The organism is Paraburkholderia sp. FT54 (assembly GCF_031585635.1).
Classification (GTDB): domain Bacteria; phylum Pseudomonadota; class Gammaproteobacteria; order Burkholderiales; family Burkholderiaceae; genus Paraburkholderia.
The window spans coordinates 420746-443461 of record NZ_CP134195.1 but is presented as its reverse complement, the minus strand read 5'-3'; the positions used below and the strand labels follow the sequence as shown (position 1 = coordinate 443461).

13 protein-coding genes, 2 tRNA genes and 3 rRNA genes are annotated in these 22716 nt (G+C 59.6%); 2 read left to right on the top strand and 16 right to left on the bottom strand.

Annotated features, from left to right (window positions below):
- Positions 1–4: 4 nt before the first annotated feature.
- The 8 genes from mraY to coq7 form a co-directional block, all read right to left on the bottom strand.
- Positions 5–1174, bottom strand: coding sequence for a phospho-N-acetylmuramoyl-pentapeptide-transferase (gene mraY / locus RI103_RS02115; RefSeq protein WP_310813797.1), 1170 nt, complete (start codon positions 1172–1174; stop codon positions 5–7).
- A 17-nt stretch (positions 1175–1191) separates the two neighbouring features.
- Complete coding sequence (gene murF / locus RI103_RS02110) at positions 1192–2604, bottom strand: UDP-N-acetylmuramoyl-tripeptide--D-alanyl-D-alanine ligase (RefSeq protein WP_310813796.1); 1413 nt, start codon at positions 2602–2604, stop codon at positions 1192–1194.
- A complete protein-coding gene (locus tag RI103_RS02105; protein WP_310813795.1) occupies positions 2601–4145 on the bottom strand; it encodes a UDP-N-acetylmuramoyl-L-alanyl-D-glutamate--2,6-diaminopimelate ligase in 1545 nt (514 codons plus the stop codon). The genes murF and RI103_RS02105 overlap by 4 nt, the downstream gene beginning before the upstream one ends.
- Complete coding sequence (locus tag RI103_RS02100) at positions 4142–6007, bottom strand: penicillin-binding protein 2 (protein ID WP_310813794.1); 1866 nt, start codon at positions 6005–6007, stop codon at positions 4142–4144. The genes RI103_RS02105 and RI103_RS02100 overlap by 4 nt, the downstream gene beginning before the upstream one ends.
- Positions 6004–6354 carry a cell division protein FtsL gene (gene ftsL / locus RI103_RS02095; protein ID WP_310813792.1) on the bottom strand — a complete coding sequence of 117 codons (351 nt, stop codon included), beginning with the start codon at positions 6352–6354 and terminating at the stop codon, positions 6004–6006. Before ftsL ends, RI103_RS02100 begins: the two co-directional genes overlap by 4 nt.
- On the bottom strand, positions 6351–7304 hold the full coding sequence (gene rsmH, locus RI103_RS02090) for a 16S rRNA (cytosine(1402)-N(4))-methyltransferase RsmH (protein WP_310813791.1): 954 nt from the start codon (positions 7302–7304) through the stop codon (positions 6351–6353). Before rsmH ends, ftsL begins: the two co-directional genes overlap by 4 nt.
- A gap of 15 nt (positions 7305–7319) precedes the next feature.
- Positions 7320–7748: a division/cell wall cluster transcriptional repressor MraZ gene (gene mraZ / locus RI103_RS02085; RefSeq protein WP_091798777.1), complete on the bottom strand. Its 429-nt coding sequence runs from the start codon at positions 7746–7748 to the stop codon at positions 7320–7322.
- Between the two features lie 519 nt (positions 7749–8267).
- Positions 8268–8906, bottom strand: coding sequence for a 2-polyprenyl-3-methyl-6-methoxy-1,4-benzoquinone monooxygenase (gene coq7 / locus RI103_RS02080; protein WP_310813790.1), 639 nt, complete (start codon positions 8904–8906; stop codon positions 8268–8270).
- Positions 8907–9208: 302 nt separating this feature from the next.
- On the opposite strand from coq7, the gene RI103_RS02075 reads away from it, so the two are divergent.
- Entirely contained in the window at positions 9209–10405 is a 1197-nt protein-coding gene (locus tag RI103_RS02075; RefSeq protein ID WP_310813789.1) for a porin, read from the top strand.
- 184 nt (positions 10406–10589) lie between these two features.
- Here the strand turns inward: RI103_RS02075 and RI103_RS02070 are convergent, their stop codons facing one another.
- A complete protein-coding gene (locus RI103_RS02070) occupies positions 10590–12263 on the bottom strand; it encodes a long-chain fatty acid--CoA ligase (protein ID WP_310813788.1) in 1674 nt (557 codons plus the stop codon).
- Between the two features lie 145 nt (positions 12264–12408).
- On the bottom strand, positions 12409–14487 hold the full coding sequence (locus tag RI103_RS02065) for a molybdopterin oxidoreductase family protein (protein WP_310813787.1): 2079 nt from the start codon (positions 14485–14487) through the stop codon (positions 12409–12411).
- 187 nt (positions 14488–14674) lie between these two features.
- Here RI103_RS02065 and RI103_RS02060 point away from each other — a divergent pair, with 187 nt between their 5' ends.
- Positions 14675–15871 carry a M20 aminoacylase family protein gene (locus tag RI103_RS02060; protein ID WP_310813786.1) on the top strand — a complete coding sequence of 399 codons (1197 nt, stop codon included), beginning with the start codon at positions 14675–14677 and terminating at the stop codon, positions 15869–15871.
- A 190-nt stretch (positions 15872–16061) separates the two neighbouring features.
- Here the strand turns inward: RI103_RS02060 and rrf are convergent.
- The 6 genes from rrf to RI103_RS02030 all read right to left on the bottom strand — a co-directional run bounded on the left by rrf (position 16062) and on the right by RI103_RS02030 (position 22610).
- Positions 16062–16175 (bottom strand): 5S ribosomal RNA (gene rrf, locus RI103_RS02055).
- 164 nt (positions 16176–16339) lie between these two features.
- Positions 16340–19218: ribosomal RNA gene (locus tag RI103_RS02050) — 23S ribosomal RNA — on the bottom strand.
- A 337-nt stretch (positions 19219–19555) separates the two neighbouring features.
- Positions 19556–19631, bottom strand: a tRNA-Ala gene (locus tag RI103_RS02045).
- A 54-nt stretch (positions 19632–19685) separates the two neighbouring features.
- A tRNA-Ile gene (locus tag RI103_RS02040) sits at positions 19686–19762 on the bottom strand.
- A gap of 65 nt (positions 19763–19827) precedes the next feature.
- Positions 19828–21358, bottom strand: a 16S ribosomal RNA gene (locus tag RI103_RS02035).
- The 16S, 23S and 5S rRNA genes sit together here with 2 tRNA genes alongside, the layout of an rRNA operon.
- A 475-nt stretch (positions 21359–21833) precedes the next feature.
- Entirely contained in the window at positions 21834–22610 is a 777-nt protein-coding gene (locus tag RI103_RS02030) for an enoyl-CoA hydratase (RefSeq protein ID WP_310813785.1), read from the bottom strand.
- Positions 22611–22716 lie beyond the last annotated feature (106 nt).

Below are 22716 nucleotides of genomic sequence, written 5' to 3'. Positions count from 1 at the left end.
CTGCTTAACGCAACTTGAGCGTGGACAAACCAAAGAGACACAACATCAACGTGATGATCCAGAAGCGCACGACCACCTGCGTTTCCTTCCAACCCGACAATTCGAAGTGGTGATGCAGCGGCGCCATCTTGAAGAGACGCCGCCCTTCGCCGAAACGGCGCTTGGTGAACTTGAACCAGGTGACCTGCAACATCACGGAGAGCGTTTCCGCAACGAAAATGCCGCCCATGATGAAGAGCACGATTTCCTGACGCACGATCACCGCCACCGTGCCGAGCGCGCCGCCGAGCGCGAGCGCGCCAACGTCGCCCATGAACATCTGCGCCGGGTGCGTGTTGAACCAGAGGAATGCGAGCCCTGCCCCGCCCATCGCCGAACAGAAGATCAGCAGTTCGCCCGCGCCGGCGATATGCGGAAACAGCAGGTATTTCGAGTAGACCGAGCTGCCCATCACGTAGGCGAACACACCGAGCGACGCGCCGACCAGCACGACCGGCATGATCACGAGACCGTCGAGACCGTCGGTGAGGTTGACCGCGTTGCTCGCGCCGACGATCACCAGATACGTCAGCACGATGAAGCCCCACACCCCGAGCGGATAGCTGATCGATTTGACGAACGGCAGCATCAGGTCGGCGCGCGCCGGCAAGCCCATCGACAAACCGCTGCGCACCCACGCCATGAACAGGTCGAACACGCGCACATTGCTCGCTTCGGACACGCTGAACGCGAGATACACCGCCGCGAACAGCCCGATCACCGACTGCCAGAAATATTTTTCGCGCGATGACATGCCGCGCGGATCCTTGTAGACCACCTTGCGGTAATCGTCGACCCAGCCGATCACACCGAAACCGAACGTGACGAGCATCACGATCCAGATGAAGCGATTGGTCAGATCGGCCCACAGCAGCGTGGCCACGGCAATGCCGAGCAGAATCAGCACGCCGCCCATGGTCGGCGTGCCGGATTTGATCAGGTGAGTTTGCGGGCCGTCTTTACGAACGGCTTGACCCACCTTCATGGCGGTCAGCTTGCGAATCACCGCCGGGCCGCAGACGAGCCCGATCAGCAGTGCGGTGATGGTCGCCATCACCGCACGGAAAGTCAGATAACTGAACACGCGCAAGAAGCTTGCGTCATTCTGCAGCCATTGCGCCAGCGCCAGTAGCATGCTTCGGTCCTTCTATTTCAATGTGCGGCGGGCGTACTGCCCGCTGCGTTGGGTTGTGGACTCGTTACGGCGTCCACCACGCGCTCCATCTGCATGAAGCGCGAGCCTTTCACGAGAAGCGTTGCGGCAGGACCGAAACCGGCCTGCTGCAATTGCGCGACCAGCGTGCCGATGTCGGCGACGTGATGCGCGTCGGCGCCATACGCCGTGCAGGCGTCGCGCGAGGCGTCGCCCATGGCGTACAGCGCGTCGATACCGCGTTCCTTGGCGTATGCGCCGATTTCGCGGTGAAACGCCGGACCGTTGTCGCCGACTTCACCCATGTCGCCCATCACCAGCACGCGCGGCGCGGCACGTGAGGCGAGCACGTCGATCGCGGCGCGCATCGAATCGGGATTGGCGTTATAGGTGTCGTCGATGACGGTGGCGCCGGCTAGCGTGCCGAGCGCCGCCTGCTTGACCTGCAAGCGGCCCTTCACGGCGCCGAACGATTCGAGACCGCGCTTGATCGCGTCGAGCGAAACGCCCGCGGCCAACGCTGCGGATGTTGCGGCCAAGGCGTTGTGCGCGTTGTGGTCGCCGAGCACTTGCAGTGTGACTTCGACTTGGCCTGCCGGCGTGTCGATGCTCAAGACCTTGCCCGCGAACGTGCCTTTTACCGCCGCTTCAGTGGTCCGTTCGGCGGAGTTCAGCGCGAAGTCCATGATGCGGTTGCCGGTTGCGGCCACGCGCCAGATGCTTGCGTAGGCGTCGTCGGCCGGGAACACCGCGACGCCTTCCGGCGACAGCGCATGAATTACGCTGGCGTGTTCGAGCGCGACGGCTTCAACCGTTGCCATGAATTCCTGATGCTCGCGCTGCGCGTTGTTCACCACGGCGACCGTCGGCTCGGCGATTTTCGCGAGCTCCGAGGTTTCGCCCGGATGGTTCATGCCGAGTTCGACTACCGCCAATTGATGTTCTGCGTGCAGACGGAACAGCGTGAGCGGCAAGCCGATGTCGTTGTTGAAGTTACCCACGGTCGCGAGACGCGCGTCGGCGCCGACCGCGGCGGCGAAGATCGACGCGATCATTTCCTTGACCGTGGTCTTGCCGTTGCTGCCCGTCACGGCGACGAGCGGCATGCTGAACTTGCGGCGCCAGCCGCGTGCGAGCGCGCCGAGACCCACGCGCGTGTCGGTGACTTTGAGCGCCGGCACATGCCACTCTTGCGGCGTGCGCGTGACGAGAACAGCCGTCACGTTGCGCGCGGCGACGTCCGGCAGAAAGTCATGCGCGTCGAACCGATCGCCCTTGATCGCGATGAATAGATCACCCGGGCCCGCGCTGCGGCTGTCGGTCGAGACGCGTTCGAACGTGACGCCGTCGTCACCCAGCACGGTTGCGCCCGTGATCAAAGCGGCGGCTTCACGCAGCGAGAACATGCTCATTCGCCACCTCCGCGTGCTTGCGTCGCGCGCGCGGCCAGCGCGAGGCGAGCGTGGTCCTGATCGGAGAAAGCGCGTTTCTTGCCCATGATTTCCTGTGTTGCTTCGTGCCCCTTGCCGGCCAGCACGATGACGTCTTCGCGCGCGGCGCTGCGGATCGCTTGCAGAATCGCGCTCGCGCGGTCCTCGATACGGCGTGCCTTCGACGCGTCTTTCATGCCCGCCGCGATTTGCTCGATGATCGATTGCGGATCTTCGCTGCGCGGGTTGTCGCTGGTCACTACGACGCCGTCGGCGATCTTCTCGGCGATCGCGCCCATCAGCGGACGCTTGGTGGCGTCGCGGTCGCCGCCGCAGCCGAACATGCAGATCAGTTCGCCGCCGCGCGCGGTCGCCATCGGGCGCAGCGCTTCGAGCGTCTTTTCCAGTGCGTCCGGCGTGTGCGCGTAATCGATCACGACGAGCGGTTCGTCGTTCTGCAAGCGGCCGCCGAGACGCTGCATGCGGCCGTTCACCGACTCCAGCTTTGCGAGTTCGGCCACGGCGGCGTCGAACGGCACGTCGGCGGCGAGCAATGCGCCCAGCACGCCGAGCAGATTGCTGACGTTGAACGCACCGAGCGTTTGCACTTCGACATCGGCGTCGCCCCAATCCGAGGTGCTCAGATGGAACGCCGTGCCCGTGGCGGTGGCGCGCACGTTCGAAGCGAGCAGAAGCGCGTCGGCTTGCGGCGCATCCTGCATCGTGTCGTCCAGGCCGTAGGCGATCGTGCGTGCGTGACCCTGCGTGCTGGCGAGCAATCGGCGGCCGGCGGCATCGTCGCGGTTGATCACGGCCGCGCGCAGTTCCGGCCAGGCGAACAGACGCGCCTTGGCGGCTTCATAGGCTTCGAACGTGTGGTGATAGTCGAGATGGTCTTGCGTGAGATTCGTGAATACGGCGATGTCGAACGCCGTGCCGTTCACGCGCCCCTGGTGCAGTGCGTGCGACGACACTTCCATGGCCACCGCCTGCGCGCCCGCATCGCGCAATTGCGCGAGACTGCGTTGCAGTTGCGGCGCATCGGGCGTTGTGAAGCCGGTGTGCACGAGTTGGCCCGGCAACCCGGTGCCGAGCGTGCCGATGATCGCGCAGCGCGTGCCGAGCGCCGTCAGCGCCGCCGAAATCCACTGGCTGCACGAGGTCTTGCCGTTCGTACCGGTGATGCCGACCGTCAGCATGCCGTCGCTCGGATCGTTGTACCAGCCGCTCGCGATGGAACCGGCGAGTTCGTTCAACGCCGGCACGGCCAGCGTGGTCGACGGATCGATCGCGCCGCTGAAGCCTTCGGGCTGAACCAGCACGGCGGCGCCACGTTCGATCGCGCCGTCGATGAACGGGCGGTTGTCCGCGCCCTCCACCGCGTAGGCGAAAAACGCGTCGCCGGCCGCGAGTGAGCGCGTGTCGGCGTGCAGATGCGCCGCCGGCTTCGCGTGAGCGTGCAGCCAGGCGAGGGCGTCGGCGATCTGCCGTTGCGCGGGATGGTTCTTCCGCAACATGCTCATCGCACGACTCCCGGATGGCTTTTCGCATTCGCGGAAATCGTCATCTTCTTCGCGCCGGCGCTGGTGGAGAGTTTCTTGACCGTCGCAGGCGTGGCGGCCGCGGTCGGCGCGGCCGGTGCCGAATCGTCCGACACCACCATTTGCTTGACCGGCATGTCCGGCGGCACATTCAACGAGCGCAGCGTGTCGCCGACGATGCTGGAGAACACCGGACCCGACACCTGACCGCCGAAGTGGCTGCCCGCCGTCGGTTCGTCGACCGAGACGGCCACGACGATGCGCGGATTCGGCATCGGCGCCATGCCGACGAACGAAGCGCGATATTTGGAGTGGTCGTAGCCGTGCGCGCCGTGCTTGTACGCCGTACCGCTCTTGCCGCCGACGCGATAGCCCGGCACCGCCGCATCGGGCGACGTGCCGCCCGGCGCCGTGACGGTTTCGAGCATGGCGCGCACCTGGCGAGCGGTGGTCGGCGCGAAGATCTGCGGCCCCGTGGCCGGCTGATCGCCAGGCGTGCGGAAGATCGACACCGGCATGATCTCGCCGTCATGTGCGATCGCGGTGTAAGCACGGCCCAACTGGAACAGCGACACCGACAGACCGTAGCCGTACGACATGGTCGCCTGCTCGATGCGGCGCCAGCTCTTCCACGGACGCAGACGGCCAGCCGCCGCGCCCGGGAAACCGACCTTCGGCGCCTGGCCGAGACCGATGCTGGTGTACATGTTCCACATCTCTTCGGGCTTGAGCTGCATGGCGATCTTCGTCGCGCCGATGTTGCTCGACTTCTGGATCACGCCGCCCACCGTCAGCACGCCGAACGCGCTGTCGTCGGTAATCGGCGCACCGTCGAGCACGAAGCGGCCGCCGCCTGTATCAACCAGTGTAGTCGGCGTGACGCGGTGCAGATCGAGCGCGAGCGAGACCGTGAACGGCTTCATGATCGAGCCGGGCTCGAACGTGTCGGTCAGGATGCGGTTGCGCAACTGATCGCCGGTCAGGTGTGAACGGTCGTTCGGGTTGTACGTCGGGTAATTGACGAGCGCCAGCACTTCGCCCGTGCGCACGTCAATTACCATCGCCGCGCCGGCCTTCGCCTTGAATTTCTCGACGGCCGCCTTCAGGTTCGTATACGCGATGTACTGAATCTTGCTGTCGATCGAGAGATCCACGTCCTGGCCGTTGTGCGGCACGACCTGCTCGTCCACATCCTCGATGATGTGGCCCATGCGGTCCTTGATCACACGACGGCTGCCCGACATGCCGGCGAGCAGCTTCTGGTCGCCGAGCTCGACGCCTTCCTGGCCTTCGTCTTCCACATTGGTGAAGCCGATCAGGTGGGCCGTGATCTCGCCTTCCGGATAGAAGCGCTTGTACTCGTCGCGCGCGTAAATGCCGGGGATGTCCAGCGCGGTGACTTTCGCGGCAACGTCCACCGGCACTTGGCGCTTTACGTAGACGAAGTTCTTGTCTTCCGAGAGCTTGGCGCGCAGTTCCTTGTTGGTCATGCCGAGCAGCTTGCCGAGCGACGTCAGCTTGTCCGCGCCGAGGTCGTCCGGCACCGATTCGGGAATCGCCCAGATCGCGCGTACCGGCAGACTCGTGGCCAGCACGAGACCGTTGCGGTCGAGAATTTTGCCGCGCGTGGCCGGCAACTCAAGCCGGCGCTGATAGCGGATTTCCCCCTGCTTCTGATAGAACGCGTTGCCGGGGCCCTGGATCCAGAAGGCGCGCGCGGTGAGCGCGACGAACGCCATGAACAGCAGGAACACGACGAGTTTGGAACGCCACATCGGCAGACGCACCGACAGGATCGGATTGGCCGAGAAAGCCACGCTCTTGCGAGCCGACGATTTTTTCATCGCACGCCTCCGCGACGGTTCGCCGCCGGCGCCGATGCCGGGCCGGAAGTCGGGATCGGCGCATCTTCCGCTTTCGCCGCGCCCGGATCGAGCGTGAGGTATTGCGTGCGGCCGGTGGTGACCGATTGCATCTTCAGGGAATCAGTGGCGATATTCTCGATGCGCGACGTTTTCGACAGCGCGCTCTGCTGATATTGAAGTTGCGAATAGTCCTGCTGCAGCTGGCGCTCCTGCGATTGAGCGCGCTGCAACTGGATAAAGATCTGACGCTGCTGATTGGTAGCGTTGACGACAGACAAGGCGCAGCCCATCACGATGATCAGCAGGAAAATATTGAGGCGGTTCATGGTGCGATCCGCTCCGCCACGCGCATCACGGCAGAACGGGCGCGCGGGTTCGCGGCGACTTCAGCGTCGCTTGCAAACACGCGGCCGATGATTTTGAGCGGAGGGCTCGGCAGATCGACTGCGCGAATCGGCAGACGGCGATCCACCGCGGGCGTACTCGCGTGCGCCTGCATGAATCGCTTGACGATTCGGTCTTCGAGCGAATGAAAGCTGATGACCACCAGCCGCCCCCCTTGCTCCAACAGCGACAACGCTGCTTCTAAAACGACTTGCAGCTCCGCAAGCTCTTGATTGATGTGAATCCGTATAGCTTGAAAGGTGCGGGTTGCCGGATCCTTGCCCTTCTCACGGGTTTTGACGACGTTAGCCACGATTTGGGCAAGCTCGCCCGTGCTGACGAGAGGCCCAAGACGGTCGGACTCTGCCCGGCGAGCAACAAGCGCCTTTGCAATCTGAAAAGCAAACCGTTCTTCCCCATAATCTCGTATCACCTCCGTCAATTCCTGCACCGTGGCCCGCGCCAGCCAGTCAGCCGCCGATTCGCCGCGCGTCGGGTCCATCCGCATGTCGAGCGGGCCGTCGGCGCGGAAGCTGAAGCCCCGCTCCGGATCGTCGACTTGCGGCGACGACACGCCCAGATCCAGCAAAACACCCGACACCCGTCCTACGCCGCGCTCCGCAATCGCGGTGCGCAGTGAAGCAAAACTCTCGTGCACGATGCCAAAGCGCGGATCAGCAATCTGCAGCGCCGTGGCGATGGCCAGCGGGTCTTTGTCGAAAGCGATCAGACGCCCCGATTCAGCCAGCTTCTCCAGCACCAGGCGGCTGTGCCCACCGCGCCCGAACGTGCCGTCCACATACACGCCGTCCGCACGCGTGACCAGCGCTTGAACCGCTTCTTCCAGCAGCACCGTGCGATGCTGCAATTCGTTTCCCATCGCAGGCGCCATATATGTAAACCGCGATCAGAACGTGAAATCTTTTAACGCGTCGGGCATGCCCTCGGCCATAGCCGCCTGTTCCTTCGCGGCGTAGGTTTGTGCATCCCACAACTCGAAGTGACGACCCATGCCGAGCAAGGTCACTTCTTTTTCCAGCCCGCCAGCCGTGCGCAATTCCGGCGACACGAGCACGCGCCCTGCGCCGTCCATATCCACGTCCATTGCGTTGCCGAGAAAAATGCGCTTCCACCAGGTCGCGTTCATGGGCAGCTTGTCGACCTTGTCGCGAAAGATTTCCCACTCCGGGCGCGGAAAGAGCAACAGGCAGCCGTCCGGGTGCTTGGTGATCGTCACCCGGCCCTCTGCCTGTGTCTGCAGCGCATCCCGATATCGAGAGGGAATAGACATCCGCCCTTTCGCATCGAGCGTCAGCGCCGACGCCCCTTGGAACACTTCGCTCTCCCCTGTCGACCCGAGTTGGGCGCTTCAACTGTCGACCAGAGTTGGCGCTTTAGCGCTTACTCTGGTCCCATGCAAAGCACTTACTCTGGTCAGATGCCACCTGGTTGCTTTCGCGACGCATTTGCGCGCCGGCTACCCGACCCGTAAAAATCTACCCGAAACTGCGTGCGAGATCACACAAAAATACACTTTCTCACACTGTCTCCCACTTTAGAGGAACGCTAAACACGGGTCAAGGGAGATGCGCGCTTTTCCGGTGAATTTTGTTTGTTAGAACAAGGACTTAGCGCGACTCCTTCACGTCAGGCATAAAAACGGAAAACCGTTATAAATGAATGAGCTAGTGCAACTTGTGAAGGTGATACGTGAAAAGTGCGGGGGAAAGGCGCGGAATTTAAGAGATCGTGAAGCGGGAGCGGGAGGTGTCGGATGGCGTTTCCGGTACTTCAGGTGGGCGGTGCGCGATGCGCCGTCCCACCTTCGGGCGGTACGTGAACGGAGGGCTTTAACTTATATGTAATAGGCGGTGCGCGTCATGACTTTAGACGCGGCGCGCATCAGTGCGCGCGCGGGAAACGGCAGCTCGAGGCCGCCGGCTTCCATCGCGGCCTTGCCGTGTTCCGCCTCGTCCACTCGCATCTGTTCGACGATCGCGCGCGACTCGTGGTCGGCTGCCGGCAGCTCGTCCAGATGGCTGTCGAGATGCTGCTCAACCTGACGCTCGGTTTCGGCCATGAAGCCGAGGCTGACACGGTCGCCCAAGCGCCCTGCCGCGAGGCCGATCGCCAATGCGCCGGTATACCAGAGCGGGTTCAACAGACTGGGACGCGAGTCGAGTGCCTCAAGGCGTTTGAAAGTCCACGCGAGATGATCTTCTTCCTCGATCGCGGCGCGGTTGAACACCGCTCTCAAGGAAGGCGATTTGGTCGCGAGTTTCTGGGCCTGATAGAGCGCCTGGGCGCAAACCTCGCCGACGTGATTCACGCGCATCAATCCAGCCGCGTGCGCGCGCTCCGCCGGTGAAAGTTCGGGCGCCGGTTCGCTCACCGCGGATTCTTGCGGAACCGGCAACGGACGACTCATCCGCGACACGCCGGTCATTGAGCGTAAACCCCGATCAAACTCGCTAATCAACTCGTCCAGAAACATTCAGCACTCCCTCATTCGACAGCCGTCTCGTCGATGCGCCAGGTCCACTCGACAAGGCCTTGCGGCAAAAACCGGCTTCACGGAAACCTTCAAGCCGCACGGATCCGGCGGCCAATTGATGATTTTAGACCATGTTGCGTAAACGAAACAGGCGCGTTGCCGCACCCCTCCTTTTTCTTTGTGCCATGTATGCCTTTTGTTACATTACGTGCAACTTCTCGCGAAGTTGGACAAGCAAGGCCTCAACGCTAGATAAATATTTTGCCTTGTACAAAAGATTCGTAATCCTTGGAGATCATTCGATGAAAAAGTCGCTTCTCGCTCTCGCAGCACTGGGCGCATTCGCAGGCGTCGCACATGCTCAGAGCAGCGTGACCTTGTACGGTATCATTGACGAAGGCTTCAACGTCAACACAAATTCGGGTGGCAAGCACCTGTACAACCTGTCCAGCGGCGTTCTGCAAGGTTCGCGTTTCGGCCTGCGCGGCACGGAAGATCTGGGCGGCGGTCTGAAGGCAATCTTCGTGTTGGAAAACGGCTTTGACGTGAACAACGGCAAGCTGGGTCAAGGCGGCCTGATGTTCGGTCGTCAAGCTTACGTCGGCCTGTCGAGCCAGTTCGGTACGGTCACGCTGGGTCGTCAGTACGACTCCGTCGTCGACTATGTTGGCCCGCTGGAAGTCGGTGACCAATGGGGCGGCTACATCGCTGCTCACCCGGGCGACCTCGACAACTTCAACAACTCGTACCGCACCAACAATACGGTCAAGTACACGAGCGCGAACTACAACGGCCTGACGTTCGGCGGCACGTACAGCTTCGGCGGCATCGCCGGCAACGTCACGTCGAACCAGATCTGGTCGTTGGGCGCTGGCTACAACAACGGTCCCCTCGTCTTGGGCGTTGGCTACTTGAACGCACGCAGCCCGGCAGCTTCGGGTGGCCTGTTCAACAACGGCGGTACGATCGCAACGAACACGCCGGCCACGCCGACGGCCGCCGCAAATTTCGCTGTGACGTCCCCGGTCTACGCAGGCTACGCATCGGCTAACACGTACCAGGTCGTCGGTGCAGGCGGCGCGTACACGTTCGGCGCGGCAACGGTTGGCCTGACGTACTCGAACATCCGCTTCGGCAACCTGGGCGCTTCGTTCGCATCGCCGTTCAAGGGTCAGTCGGCTACGTTCAACAACGCGGAAGTGAACTTCAAGTATCAGTTGACCCCGGCATTGCTGATCGGCGCAGCGTATGACTACACGCGCGGCGCGGAAATCAACGGCAATTCGCGTGCTCAGTACCACCAAGGCGCAGTTGGCGTGGACTACTTCCTGTCCAAGCGTACCGACGTGTACGTGACGGGTGTGTACCAACACGCTCTGGGCGACACGGTCACCGCTACTGGCGCTGTGGTCGACGCAACGGCAGGCATCAACGGCCTGACGGGTTCGTCGAACCAGAACCAGTTCACGGCTCGCGTCGGTATCCGCCACAAGTTCTAATAAGTCGTAACAAAGCAGTTTGCCTCAAAGGCGCCTTCGGGCGCCTTTTTTTATGGTGCGCGCTGCCGGCGGTTTTCGTAGTGGCTGCGCAAAAGAGAAGGCCCGGCAGACTTTCGTCTGCCGGCCCTTTTCGGTTTACTCGCTACTTCGTGTCGTCTTCGTGCTTGATCAGCGAGCGATCCGCCTACGCCCGCCCGTCGCGTAACTCGCGGCGCAGAATCTTGCCGACGTTGCTCTTCGGCAGTTCGGTGCGGAATTCGACGATCTTCGGCCGCTTGTAGCCGGTCAACTGCTGTTTGCAGTACGCGAAGATGTCGGCATCGGTGAGCGCCTGATCCTTCCTGACGACGAACAGCTTCACAGCTTCGCCCGAATGCTGGTCTGGCACGCCCACTGCGGCGACTTCGAACACGCCCGGCAGCTTGGCGACCACGTCTTCGATTTCATTCGGATAGACGTTGAAGCCGGACACCAGAATCATGTCTTTCTTACGGTCGACGATCTTGACGAAGCCACCCTCGTTCATCAGCCCGACATCGCCCGATTTGAAGAAGCCGTCCGGCGTCATCACTTTCGCCGTTTCATCCGGCCGGTTCCAGTAGCCGGCCATCACCTGCGGGCCGCGGATGCAGATTTCGCCCGGCTGGCCGAGCGGCACTTCGTTGCCCTCGTCGTCACGAATCGAGATTTCGGTCGACGGCAACGGCAAGCCGATCGTTCCGCTGTATTCGGTGACGGTGACCGGATTGCAGGTCACGCACGGCGACGTTTCCGACAACCCATATCCTTCGATGATCGGCGTATACGTCTGCTCGTACCAGCGCTTGGCCACAGCTTCCTGGACGGCCATACCGCCGCCGTTCGCGGCGATCAGCTTCGAAAAATCGAGCTTATGAAAATCCGGGCTGTTCAACAGCGCGTTGTACAGCGTGTTGACGGCGGGAATGGTCGTGATCGGATAGCCTTCCAGCGCCTTGACCATGCCCGCAATGTCGCGCGGATTCGGAATCAGCACGCCAAGGCCGCCGGTACGAATCGTCAGCAGCCCGCACACGGTCAGCGCGAACACGTGATACAGCGGCAATGCAACGACCGTGATGAACTGATCGATATCCGTGCGATTCGCGCGAACCGGATCGAGCCAGATTTCCGACTGCAGCACGTTGGCAATCAGGTTCCGATGCAGCAGCGTTGCGCCCTTGGCCACGCCCGTCGTTCCGCCTGTGTACTGGAGAAAAGCGACGTCTTCAGGACCTTGCCGGACCGGTGTGAAACTCTGGCGTCCGCCTTCCGCGATCGCAGTGTTGAATTTGACGTGACCCGGCAGACTCCACGCCGGCACCATCTTCTTCACCTTGCGCACAACGAAATTCACCAGCGTGCCCTTGATCCCCATCAGGTCGCCCATTGCGGCCACCACGACATGCTTGATCGAGGTGTTGCGTACGATCGCCTGTAGCGTGACCGCGAAGTTCTCAAGCAGAACGATCGCTTCCGCGCCGCTGTCTTTGAGCTGATGCTCGAGTTCACGCGGGGTATAGAGCGGGTTGACGTTCACGACCACATAGCCCGCGCGCAAAATGGCGGCAAGCGCCACCGGATATTGCAGCACGTTCGGCATCATGATCGCGATGCGCGCGCCGCGGGTAAGGCCCTTCGACTGAAACCACGCTGCGAGCTTGCGCGAAAGCGCGTCAAGCTCGCCGTAGCTGATCTCCTTGCCCATGCAGACGAACGCCGGTTTGGCGCGGTGCTCGCGAAAGGCTTCTTCGAGCAGTTCTCCCACCGACGAATAGCGGCTCGGGTCGATCTCTGCGGGAACGCCGGGCGGATAAGATTTCAGCCAGATTTTGTCCATGCAGCGTCTCCTCCTTTATTTTCGAATGGTCGTGCTAAAACGCATCGTAGCATGCGGACCTCATTGCTATTCGCGAAAAGCGGCCTGGTTAGACTGCAGCCTCGAACCCGTGAAGGAGGAGCGCCGCGCGATGATTTAGCGTGTTTCAGACGCGCTCGACTTCGACAAGACAGTCGTAGAAAGTTGCCGATCCGCCCAGATCGGTGAGCGCCTGGCTGGTGACCTGATTGGCATTGCGGCCGTCGGGAGCGAGCTTCTTCCACCAGATCGACAGGCCGACCACGAGCCCTTCGCGCGCTTTATCGGTGACGCGCACGCGCGCCTGCATTGAGCCGCGGTCGTTGAAGATGCGCACCTGATCGCCGTCGACGATGTTTCGCGATTGTGCGTCGGCCGGATGCATGTCGAGATGCGGCTCGCCTTCGGTCGAACGCAGGCTTTCGATGTTCACGAAAGTGCTGTTCAGGAAGTTGCGGGCCGGCGGAGAGATCATGGCAAGTGGATAGCGCGCCGCAAGTTCTGGTGAGCCGTCGGCGGATTCGTAAGGCGGCAGGTAGTCCGGCAACGGGTCGAGTCCCTGCTGCGCGAGGCGCTCGCTGTAGAACTCGCATTTGCCCGACGGCGTTCGGAAACCGCCTTCGGCGAAAGGCGCATCGGGCAGCTTCAGCCGTGCCCAGCCCGTTTGCTTCAAAGTCTTCCAATCGACGCCTTCGAGCGTTTTGTCTTGCCAGCGGAACGCGGCCTGCGCCACGGTCTCGTCGCTTTCGAACAGCGCCGGCTCGTCGAGTCCCATGTGACGCGCAAAGCCGCGAAAAATCTCGGTGTTCGGGAGCGCGTCACCGACTGGAGCGATTGCTGGCAGGTTGACCATCACGTGCGTGTGGCCGTACGACTTGTGGACGTCCAGGTGTTCAAGTTGCGTCGTGGCCGGCAAGAGCAGATCGGCATAGTCGGCGGTGTCGGTCTGGAAGTGCTCCAGCACGATGGTGAACAGATCTTCCCGCGCGAAACCCGCAGCGACTCGCTCGGAATCTGGCGCCACCGCCACGGGATTCGAGTTGTAGACGACGATCGCTTCCACTTTCGGGCCGAACGTGGCGTCGCCGGTATGGAGCAAGGCGTCGCCGATCGCATTCATATTGATGACGCGGCTTACCGTGGATGGCCAGCCGGGCATCAGGTCCGGACGCTGCAACGCGTGCGAGTCGACCGGCGCCCAACCGCCCGAGGACAGCAACACGCCACCCGCTCGCTCGCGCCATGCACCCGTCAACGACGGCAGGCACGCGATCGCGCGCACGGCGTTGCCGCCGCCACGCACCCGTTGCAGGCCGTAGTTCATGCGGATCGCGGCCTTTTTAGTGCCACCGTAAAGTCGTGCAAGATCGACGATAACCTGCTTATCAATGCCGCAAATTTCGGCAACGCGCGACGGCGAATAGCTCAACGCGCGGGCCTTCAGCTTTTCGAAGCCTAATGTGTGGGCCTCGATGTACGCTCGATCGAGCAGATTTTCCGTGATCAACACGTTCATCATGCCGAGCGCCAGGGCGCCATCGGTGCCGGGTTTCAAGGCAATGTGCTGATGGCATTTTTCCGCGGTCAGCGAGCGGTACGGATCGATCGCGATTAGCCGCGCTCCGTGTCGTTTGGCCTGTTGGGCGCGCGTCCACAAATGCAGGTTCGACGCGATGGGATTCGAGCCCCAGATGAGGATGAGTTCGCTTTCGTCGAAAAACTCGGTGAGCATGCCAATGCTCGCGCCATAGGTGTACTTCAGCCCGGCGGTACCGGCGGCCGCGCAGATTGTACGGTCCAGTTGCGATGCGCCGAGCTTGTGGAAGAACCGCTGCGCAATGCTATCGCCCTGAATCAAACCCATCGTGCCGGCGTAGCTGTATGGGACGATCGCTTCCGGCGCGCGGCGCGCAATCGCGGACAGCCGGCGAGCAGCGAGCTGGAACGCCTCGTCCCAACTGATCTGCTCAAAGCGGCCCTCTCCTTTACGGCCGACGCGCTTCATCGGCGTCGTCAATCTTTGCGGATGATGCACGCGCTCCGCATAGCGGCTGACCTTGGTGCACAGCGCGCCTTGCGTTGGAGGATGCTCTGGATCGGCGACGACCTTGATCGCGCGCCCAGCGTCGACCGTCACACGCATCGCGCAAGTGTCGGGGCAATCATGCGGGCATACGGCACGAATAGGTTCAGTCGGAGCATTCATCGGCGATCCGTCCAGGGAGGCTGTGAGCAGTAGAGCAATGCGGGATTCTATTACGTCGATTGCCGTTAGCTTGCGTGGTGCCGCCAAAAATGCCTTCGGCGTAGAATCGGTTATTACCGTGCCCGGGCCAGTGTGGCCCCGAGCGATTCCACGCAAGCTAAAGCACAGACGCATCACCAACTCCATCATGAAACTGATCCCAGAAATCCAAGCCGCTCACGGCGAAATTCAGACCCTTCGACGAACAATCCACGCCCATCCGGAACTTCGTTACGAAGAAACGGCAACGGCAGATCTCGTTGCACGAACCCTCGAGTCTTGGGGTATCGAAACTCATCGAGGGTTGGGCAAAACCGGCGTTGTCGGCGTACTGAAACGAGGCAATGGTTCGCGGTCCATCGGTCTGCGGGCCGACATGGATGCGCTGCCGATACAGGAACTGAACAGCTTCGACCATCGGTCAAAGAATGACGGCAAGATGCACGCGTGTGGTCACGACGGACATACCGCCATGCTTCTCGGCGCCGCGCAGCACCTCGTCAAGCACGGCGAGTTTGATGGCACGATCGTGTTCATTTTCCAGCCCGCCGAAGAGGGCGGCGCGGGTGCGCAGGCCATGATCGACGACGGTCTATTCGTGAAATTTCCGGTCGACGCCGTATTCGGCATCCATAACTGGCCAGGCATGCCGGCGGGTCACTTCGGCGTTACCGAAGGTCCGATCATGGCGTCGAGCAACGAATTTCACATTGAAATCAAAGGTGTGGGCTCGCACGCTGCGCTGCCGCACAACGGCCGCGATCCCGTCTTCACCGCCGTGCAGATCGCGAATGGACTGCAGAGCATCATCACGCGGAACAAGAAACCGCTCGACACCGCTGTGTTGTCGATCACCCAAATTCACGCCGGCGACGCAGTCAATGTTGTCCCGGACAATGCGTGGATCGCAGGCACGGTGCGGACGTTCACGACCGATACGCTCGATCTGATCGAAGCGCGTATGCGAAAGATCGTAGAAAGCACCGCCGAGGCCTACGATTGTGCCGTCGAGATTCAATTCCACCGAAACTACCCGCCAACGATCAACAGCAGCGAAGAGGCCCGTTTTGCGGCGATGGTCATGAAGGAAATTGTCGGCGCTGAAAATGTCGACGACGCGGTTGAGCCGACGATGGGCGCAGAGGATTTTTCCTTCATGTTGCTCGCCAAACCGGGGTGCTACGCGTTTTTGGGCAACGGCGACGGCGGCCACCGGGATTCAGGCCATGGTGCTGGTCCATGCATGCTGCATAACGCCAGCTATGACTTTAACGACACGTTGTTGCCCATCGGCTCGACGTACTGGGTACGGCTGGCACAGCGGTTTCTCGCGCAAGACAGGTAGAATTCTTTCGGCGGCTGGGGCGGTGATCGACTCCTCGCCTGTTCTCTCGGCGCCGTGAATGATAGGTCCCCCTTGGCTCGCGCTCGCTTCAGCGCGAGCGCGCGGAATTGGGATTCGAGGGGGTAACTTTACGTCGCGTAAACGCAGAAACCCCACCTTTTTTGGGTGGGGTTTCTGATGCTGCTGGGGAGCCTGACGATTACCTACTTTCACACGGGTAATCCGCACTATCATCGGCGTGGAGTCGTTTCACGGTCCTGTTCGGGATGGGAAGGGGTGGGACCGACTCGCTATGGTCATCAGGCATGACTTGTTGTCATGCTGTCCTGGGGACAGCACAACCAATCGGGAAGAAGTAGTTTCTGGTGATGCTCACCAGGGGTAGAGCTGTTGGGGTTGTGTTGTCTGTGTGTATCAATTCGCACAACACTGATCTCAACCGTCACGTGTGCAAGACACACCGGTTATAGGATCAAGCCTTACGGGCAATTAGTATCAGTTAGCTTAACGCATTACTGCGCTTCCACACCTGACCTATCAACGTCCTGGTCTTGAACGACCCTTCAAGGGGCTCGAAGCCCCGGGGATATCTCATCTTAAGGCGAGTTTCCCGCTTAGATGCTTTCAGCGGTTATCTCTTCCGAACATAGCTACCCGGCGATGCCACTGGCGTGACAACCGGTACACCAGAGGTTCGTCCACTCCGGTCCTCTCGTACTAGGAGCAGCCCCCTTCAAATATCCAGCGCCCACGGCAGATAGGGACCAAACTGTCTCACGACGTTTTAAACCCAGCTCACGTACCTCTTTAAATGGCGAACAGCCATACCCTTGGGACCGGCTACAGCCCCAGGATGAGATGAGCCGACATCGAGGTGCCAAACACCGCCGTCGATATGAACTCTTGGGCGGTATCAGCCTGTTATCCCCAGAGTACCTTTTATCCGTTGAGCGATGGCCCTTCCATACAGAACCACCGGATCACTATGACCTGCTTTCGCACCTGCTCGACTTGTCGGTCTCGCAGTTAAGCACGCTTATGCCATTGCACTATCAGCACGATTTCCGACCGTACCTAGCGTACCTTCGTACTCCTCCGTTACACTTTGGGAGGAGACCGCCCCAGTCAAACTGCCTACCATGCACTGTCCCCGATCCGGATCACGGACCAAGGTTAGAACCTCAAACAAACCAGGGTGGTATTTCAAGGATGGCTCCACGCAGACTGGCGTCCACGCTTCAAAGCCTCCCACCTATCCTACACAGACCGGTTCAAAGTCCAATGCAAAGCTACAGTAAAGGTTCATGGGGTCTTTCCGTCTAGCCGCGGGGAGATTGCATCATCACAAACACTTCAACTTCGCTGAGTCTCGGGAGGAGACAGTGTGGCCATCGTTACGCCATTCGTGCAGGTCGGAACTTACCCGACAAGGAATTTCGCTACCTTAGGACCGTTATAGTTACGGCCGCCGTTTACCGGGACTTCAATCAAGAGCTTGCACCCCATCATTTAATCTTCCGGCACCGGGCAGGCGTCACACCCTATACGTCCACTTTCGTGTTTGCAGAGTGCTGTGTTTTTATTAAACAGTCGCAGCCACCAGTTTATTGCAACCCCTTCACCCTTCTGGCGCAGGCCAGTCAGGCTACAGGGGCGTACCTTATCCCGAAGTTACGGTACCAATTTGCCGAGTTCCTTCTCCCGAGTTCTCTCAAGCGCCTTAGAATACTCATCTCGCCCACCTGTGTCGGTTTGCGGTACGGTCTTGTTGAACTGAAGCTTAGAGGCTTTTCCTGGAACCACTTCCGATTGCTTCGTCGCCTGAGCGACTGGCCTCGCACCCTTGAATTCCGCGCCCGGATTTGCCAAAGCGCCTTCTCCAATGCAAGGACCGGGACTTCCAACACCCGGACAACCTTCCGCGATCCGTCCCCCCATCGCATTCAACAATGGTGCAGGAATATTAACCTGCTTCCCATCAGCTACGCATTTCTGCCTCGCCTTAGGGGCCGACTCACCCTACGCCGATGAACGTTGCGTAGGAAACCTTGGGCTTACGGCGAGGGGGCCTTTCACCCCCTTTATCGCTACTCATGTCAGCATTCGCACTTCCGATACCTCCAGCACACTTTCCAGTGCACCTTCGCAGGCTTACGGAACGCTCTCCTACCATGCACATAAATGTGCATCCGCAGCTTCGGTATATTGCTTAGCCCCGTTACATCTTCCGCGCAGGACGACTCGATCAGTGAGCTATTACGCTTTCTTTAAAGGATGGCTGCTTCTAAGCCAACCTCCTGACTGTTTTAGCCTTCCCACTTCGTTTCCCACTTAGCAATATTTGGGGACCTTAGCTGGCGGTCTGGGTTGTTTCCCTCTTGACACCGGACGTTAGCACCCGATGTCTGTCTCCCGTGATTGCACTCTTCGGTATTCGGAGTTTGCTATGGCGTAGTAATCCGCAATGGACCCCACAACCATGACAGTGCTCTACCCCCGAAGGTGATACACGAGGCACTACCTAAATAGTTTTCGGAGAGAACCAGCTATTTCCAGGTTTGTTTAGCCTTTCACCCCTATCCACAGCTCATCCCCTAACTTTTCAACGTTAGTGGGTTCGGACCTCCAGTACGTGTTACCGCACCTTCATCCTGGCCATGGATAGATCACCTGGTTTCGGGTCTACACCCAGCGACTGAACGCCCTGTTCGGACTCGCTTTCGCTACGCCTGCCCTAATCGGTTAAGCTTGCCACTGAATGTAAGTCGCTGACCCATTATACAAAAGGTACGCCGTCACCCCTTGCGAGGCTCCGACTGTTTGTATGCATGCGGTTTCAGGATCTGTTTCACTCCCCTCCCGGGGTTCTTTTCGCCTTTCCCTCACGGTACTGGTTCACTATCGGTCGATCACGAGTATTTAGCCTTGGAGGATGGTCCCCCCATCTTCAGACAGGATTTCACGTGTCCCGCCCTACTTTCCGTACACCTAGTTCTTCCTCGCTGTTTTCGTCTACAGGGCTATCACCTGCTATGGCGGCACTTTCCAGAGCCTTCGACTAACAATGAAGATAAAGAGTACAGGCTGGTCCCATTTCGCTCGCCACTACTCTGGGAATCTCGGTTGATTTCTTTTCCTGCGGTTACTTAGATGTTTCAGTTCACCGCGTTCGCTTCACATGACCTATGGATTCAGTCATGGATGACCCATACGGGCCGGGTTTCCCCATTCGGATATCGGTGGATCAAAGCTCGTTTGCCAGCTCCCCACCGCTTTTCGCAGGCTACCGCGTCCTTCATCGCCTGTGATCGCCAAGGCATCCACCACATGCACTTGTTCGCTTGACCCTATAACGGGTGTGTCTCCTGTGTGATCCACTGGGAATCACACGCTCGCCACGCCCGCTACAGGTTGAGTATTCGTGTTGCGCCGTATTCCAAAAGCGATCTTTCGATCTCTCTTTTCATACATTGATACAATCACAACCCTGATTCACCTACTCGCACACCCATCTCTAAGTATGCTTTCGTGAATCTCTTTACTACTTCTTCCTGATTGTTAAAGAACGACAGCCGACATAAAACCCTGTTTCATGTCACTCTGACTGGCTCAATCGCCAATGCCTGTTTCACTACACCGCAAACCCCTTTCAAGGTCTGCCGCAGTAAAACCGGCATTGAGGATTGGTGGAGGATGACGGGATCGAACCGACGACCCCCTGCTTGCAAAGCAGGTGCTCTCCCAGCTGAGCTAATCCCCCAGTCATACAGATACCCCAGAGGTTTTTAGACGATCAGCACACCAGACAAGACTTTGGTGGGTCTGGATGGATTCGAACCATCGACCCCCGCCTTATCAAGACGGTGCTCTAACCGACTGAGCTACAGACCCCTGAGTCTGTCCATTTTCACAGCCGATAAGCGTGAGCGCTCAACGTTCGACACGTCCAGCTCGAGAAAGGAGGTGATCCAGCCGCACCTTCCGATACGGCTACCTTGTTACGACTTCACCCCAGTCATGAATCCTACCGTGGTGACCGTCCTCCTTGCGGTTAGACTAGCCACTTCTGGTAAAACCCACTCCCATGGTGTGACGGGCGGTGTGTACAAGACCCGGGAACGTATTCACCGCGGCATGCTGATCCGCGATTACTAGCGATTCCAGCTTCACGCACTCGAGTTGCAGAGTGCGATCCGGACTACGATCGGTTTTCTGGGATTGGCTCCCCCTCGCGGGTTGGCGACCCTCTGTTCCGACCATTGTATGACGTGTGAAGCCCTACCCATAAGGGCCATGAGGACTTGACGTCATCCCCACCTTCCTCCGGTTTGTCACCGGCAGTCTCCCTAGAGTGCTCTTGCGTAGCAACTAGGGACAAGGGTTGCGCTCGTTGCGGGACTTAACCCAACATCTCACGACACGAGCTGACGACAGCCATGCAGCACCTGTGTTATGGCTCCCTTTCGGGCACTCCCACCTCTCAGCAGGATTCCATACATGTCAAGGGTAGGTAAGGTTTTTCGCGTTGCATCGAATTAATCCACATCATCCACCGCTTGTGCGGGTCCCCGTCAATTCCTTTGAGTTTTAATCTTGCGACCGTACTCCCCAGGCGGTCAACTTCACGCGTTAGCTACGTTACCAAGTCAATGAAGACCCGACAACTAGTTGACATCGTTTAGGGCGTGGACTACCAGGGTATCTAATCCTGTTTGCTCCCCACGCTTTCGTGCATGAGCGTCAGTATTGGCCCAGGGGGCTGCCTTCGCCATCGGTATTCCTCCACATCTCTACGCATTTCACTGCTACACGTGGAATTCTACCCCCCTCTGCCATACTCTAGCCCGCCAGTCACAAATGCAGTTCCCAGGTTAAGCCCGGGGATTTCACATCTGTCTTAGCGAACCGCCTGCGCACGCTTTACGCCCAGTAATTCCGATTAACGCTTGCACCCTACGTATTACCGCGGCTGCTGGCACGTAGTTAGCCGGTGCTTATTCTTCCGGTACCGTCATCCCCCCGCCGTATTAGGGCAGAGGATTTCTTTCCGGACAAAAGTGCTTTACAACCCGAAGGCCTTCTTCACACACGCGGCATTGCTGGATCAGGGTTGCCCCCATTGTCCAAAATTCCCCACTGCTGCCTCCCGTAGGAGTCTGGGCCGTGTCTCAGTCCCAGTGTGGCTGGTCGTCCTCTCAGACCAGCTACAGATCGTCGCCTTGGTAGGCCTTTACCCCACCAACTAGCTAATCTGCCATCGGCCGCCCCTGCAGCGCGAGGTCCGAAGATCCCCCGCTTTCATCCGCAGATCGCATGCGGTATTAATCCGGCTTTCGCCGGGCTATCCCCCACTACAGGACACGTTCCGATGTATTACTCACCCGTTCGCCACTCGCCACCAGGGTTGCCCCCGTGCTGCCGTTCGACTTGCATGTGTAAGGCATGCCGCCAGCGTTCAATCTGAGCCAGGATCAAACTCTTCAGTTCAAACCTGTTACTGTTTTCGGTTCAGTTAAGAACCGGTCGCTCACTCAACGTACTGACGAATGATCTTTCCATCTCGCGATGAAAAAACCTTCCTTTCATTACTGTGTGAGACTTGATACTTTCGCTTTGCGGCAGACCCCGGAGGATCCGCCTCGCGTCGCGCATCAAGCGCCCACACTTATCGGCTGTTAATTTTTAAAGATCGGTTACGCATTCACTACCAAACCAGCACCACACTTCAACCACCCGGCACCGCTTCGTTCTGCGTCGCTGCATCTGCAGCAGAGAAACGAGATTATGAAGAACTTCCGCTACGCCGTCAACAGGTTTTTCCAACTTCCTGAACCTGCCCACTTCGCTGGAAGCCTTGCCACTGCTGGCTCTCCCGCCTCCCGCGCCCCGCTGTCCGGAGCACGAAAGAGCGAGATTCTAGCGAGCCCCACTCCGCCTTGCAAGCGTTATTTTGACAAGCGTATTAGCGATGCCTAAAAACCGGTTTACGCTTCTCTACGAACGCGGCCATACCTTCCTTCTGATCTTCTGTAGCGAAGAGCGAATGGAACAAGCGGCGCTCGAAATGCACGCCTTCCGCCAGCGTCGTTTCATAGGCGCGGTTGACCGATTCCTTCACCATCATCACGGCCGGCAGAGGGAATTCAGCGATCGTCGCAGCCGCAGCTACCGCCTCGTCGACCAGAGAAGCAGCCGGAATTACACGCGACACCAATCCGGCGCGCTCAGCTTCGGCAGCGTCCATGAAACGCGCTGTCAGGCAGAGATCCATTGCCTTCGCCTTGGAAACGGCACGCGGCAAACGCTGCGTACCGCCGGCGCCCGGCATGATGCCGAGCTTGATTTCCGGTTGACCGAACTTTGCCGTGTCGGCGGCAAAAATGATGTCGCACATCATCGCCAATTCGCAGCCGCCTCCGAGCGCGAAGCCAGCCACCGCCGCAATAATCGGCTTACGAATGGAGCGAACGGTTTCCCAGTTGCGGGTGATGTAGTCACCCTTGTAGACATCCATATAGCTATAGGTGGACATCATGCCGATGTCAGCACCGGCCGCGAACGCCTTTTCGCTGCCCGTGACCACGATCGCGCCAATAGCGTCATCGGCATCGAACTCTCGCAGCACCGCCCCCAGTTCGTCCATCAATGCGTCGTTCAAGGCGTTCAACGCCTTCGGGCGATTCAACGTGACCAAGCCGACCCGTCCCCGCGTCTCAACCAGAATGTTCTCGTAAGCCATGCCGCCTCCTAAGGGTAGAAAATTTGCGCGCGAAAACACTTCGCGTGGCCATCTTAATAATGCTACCATTCACCAACCAACCGGTCGGTCAATTATTCGACAGGCT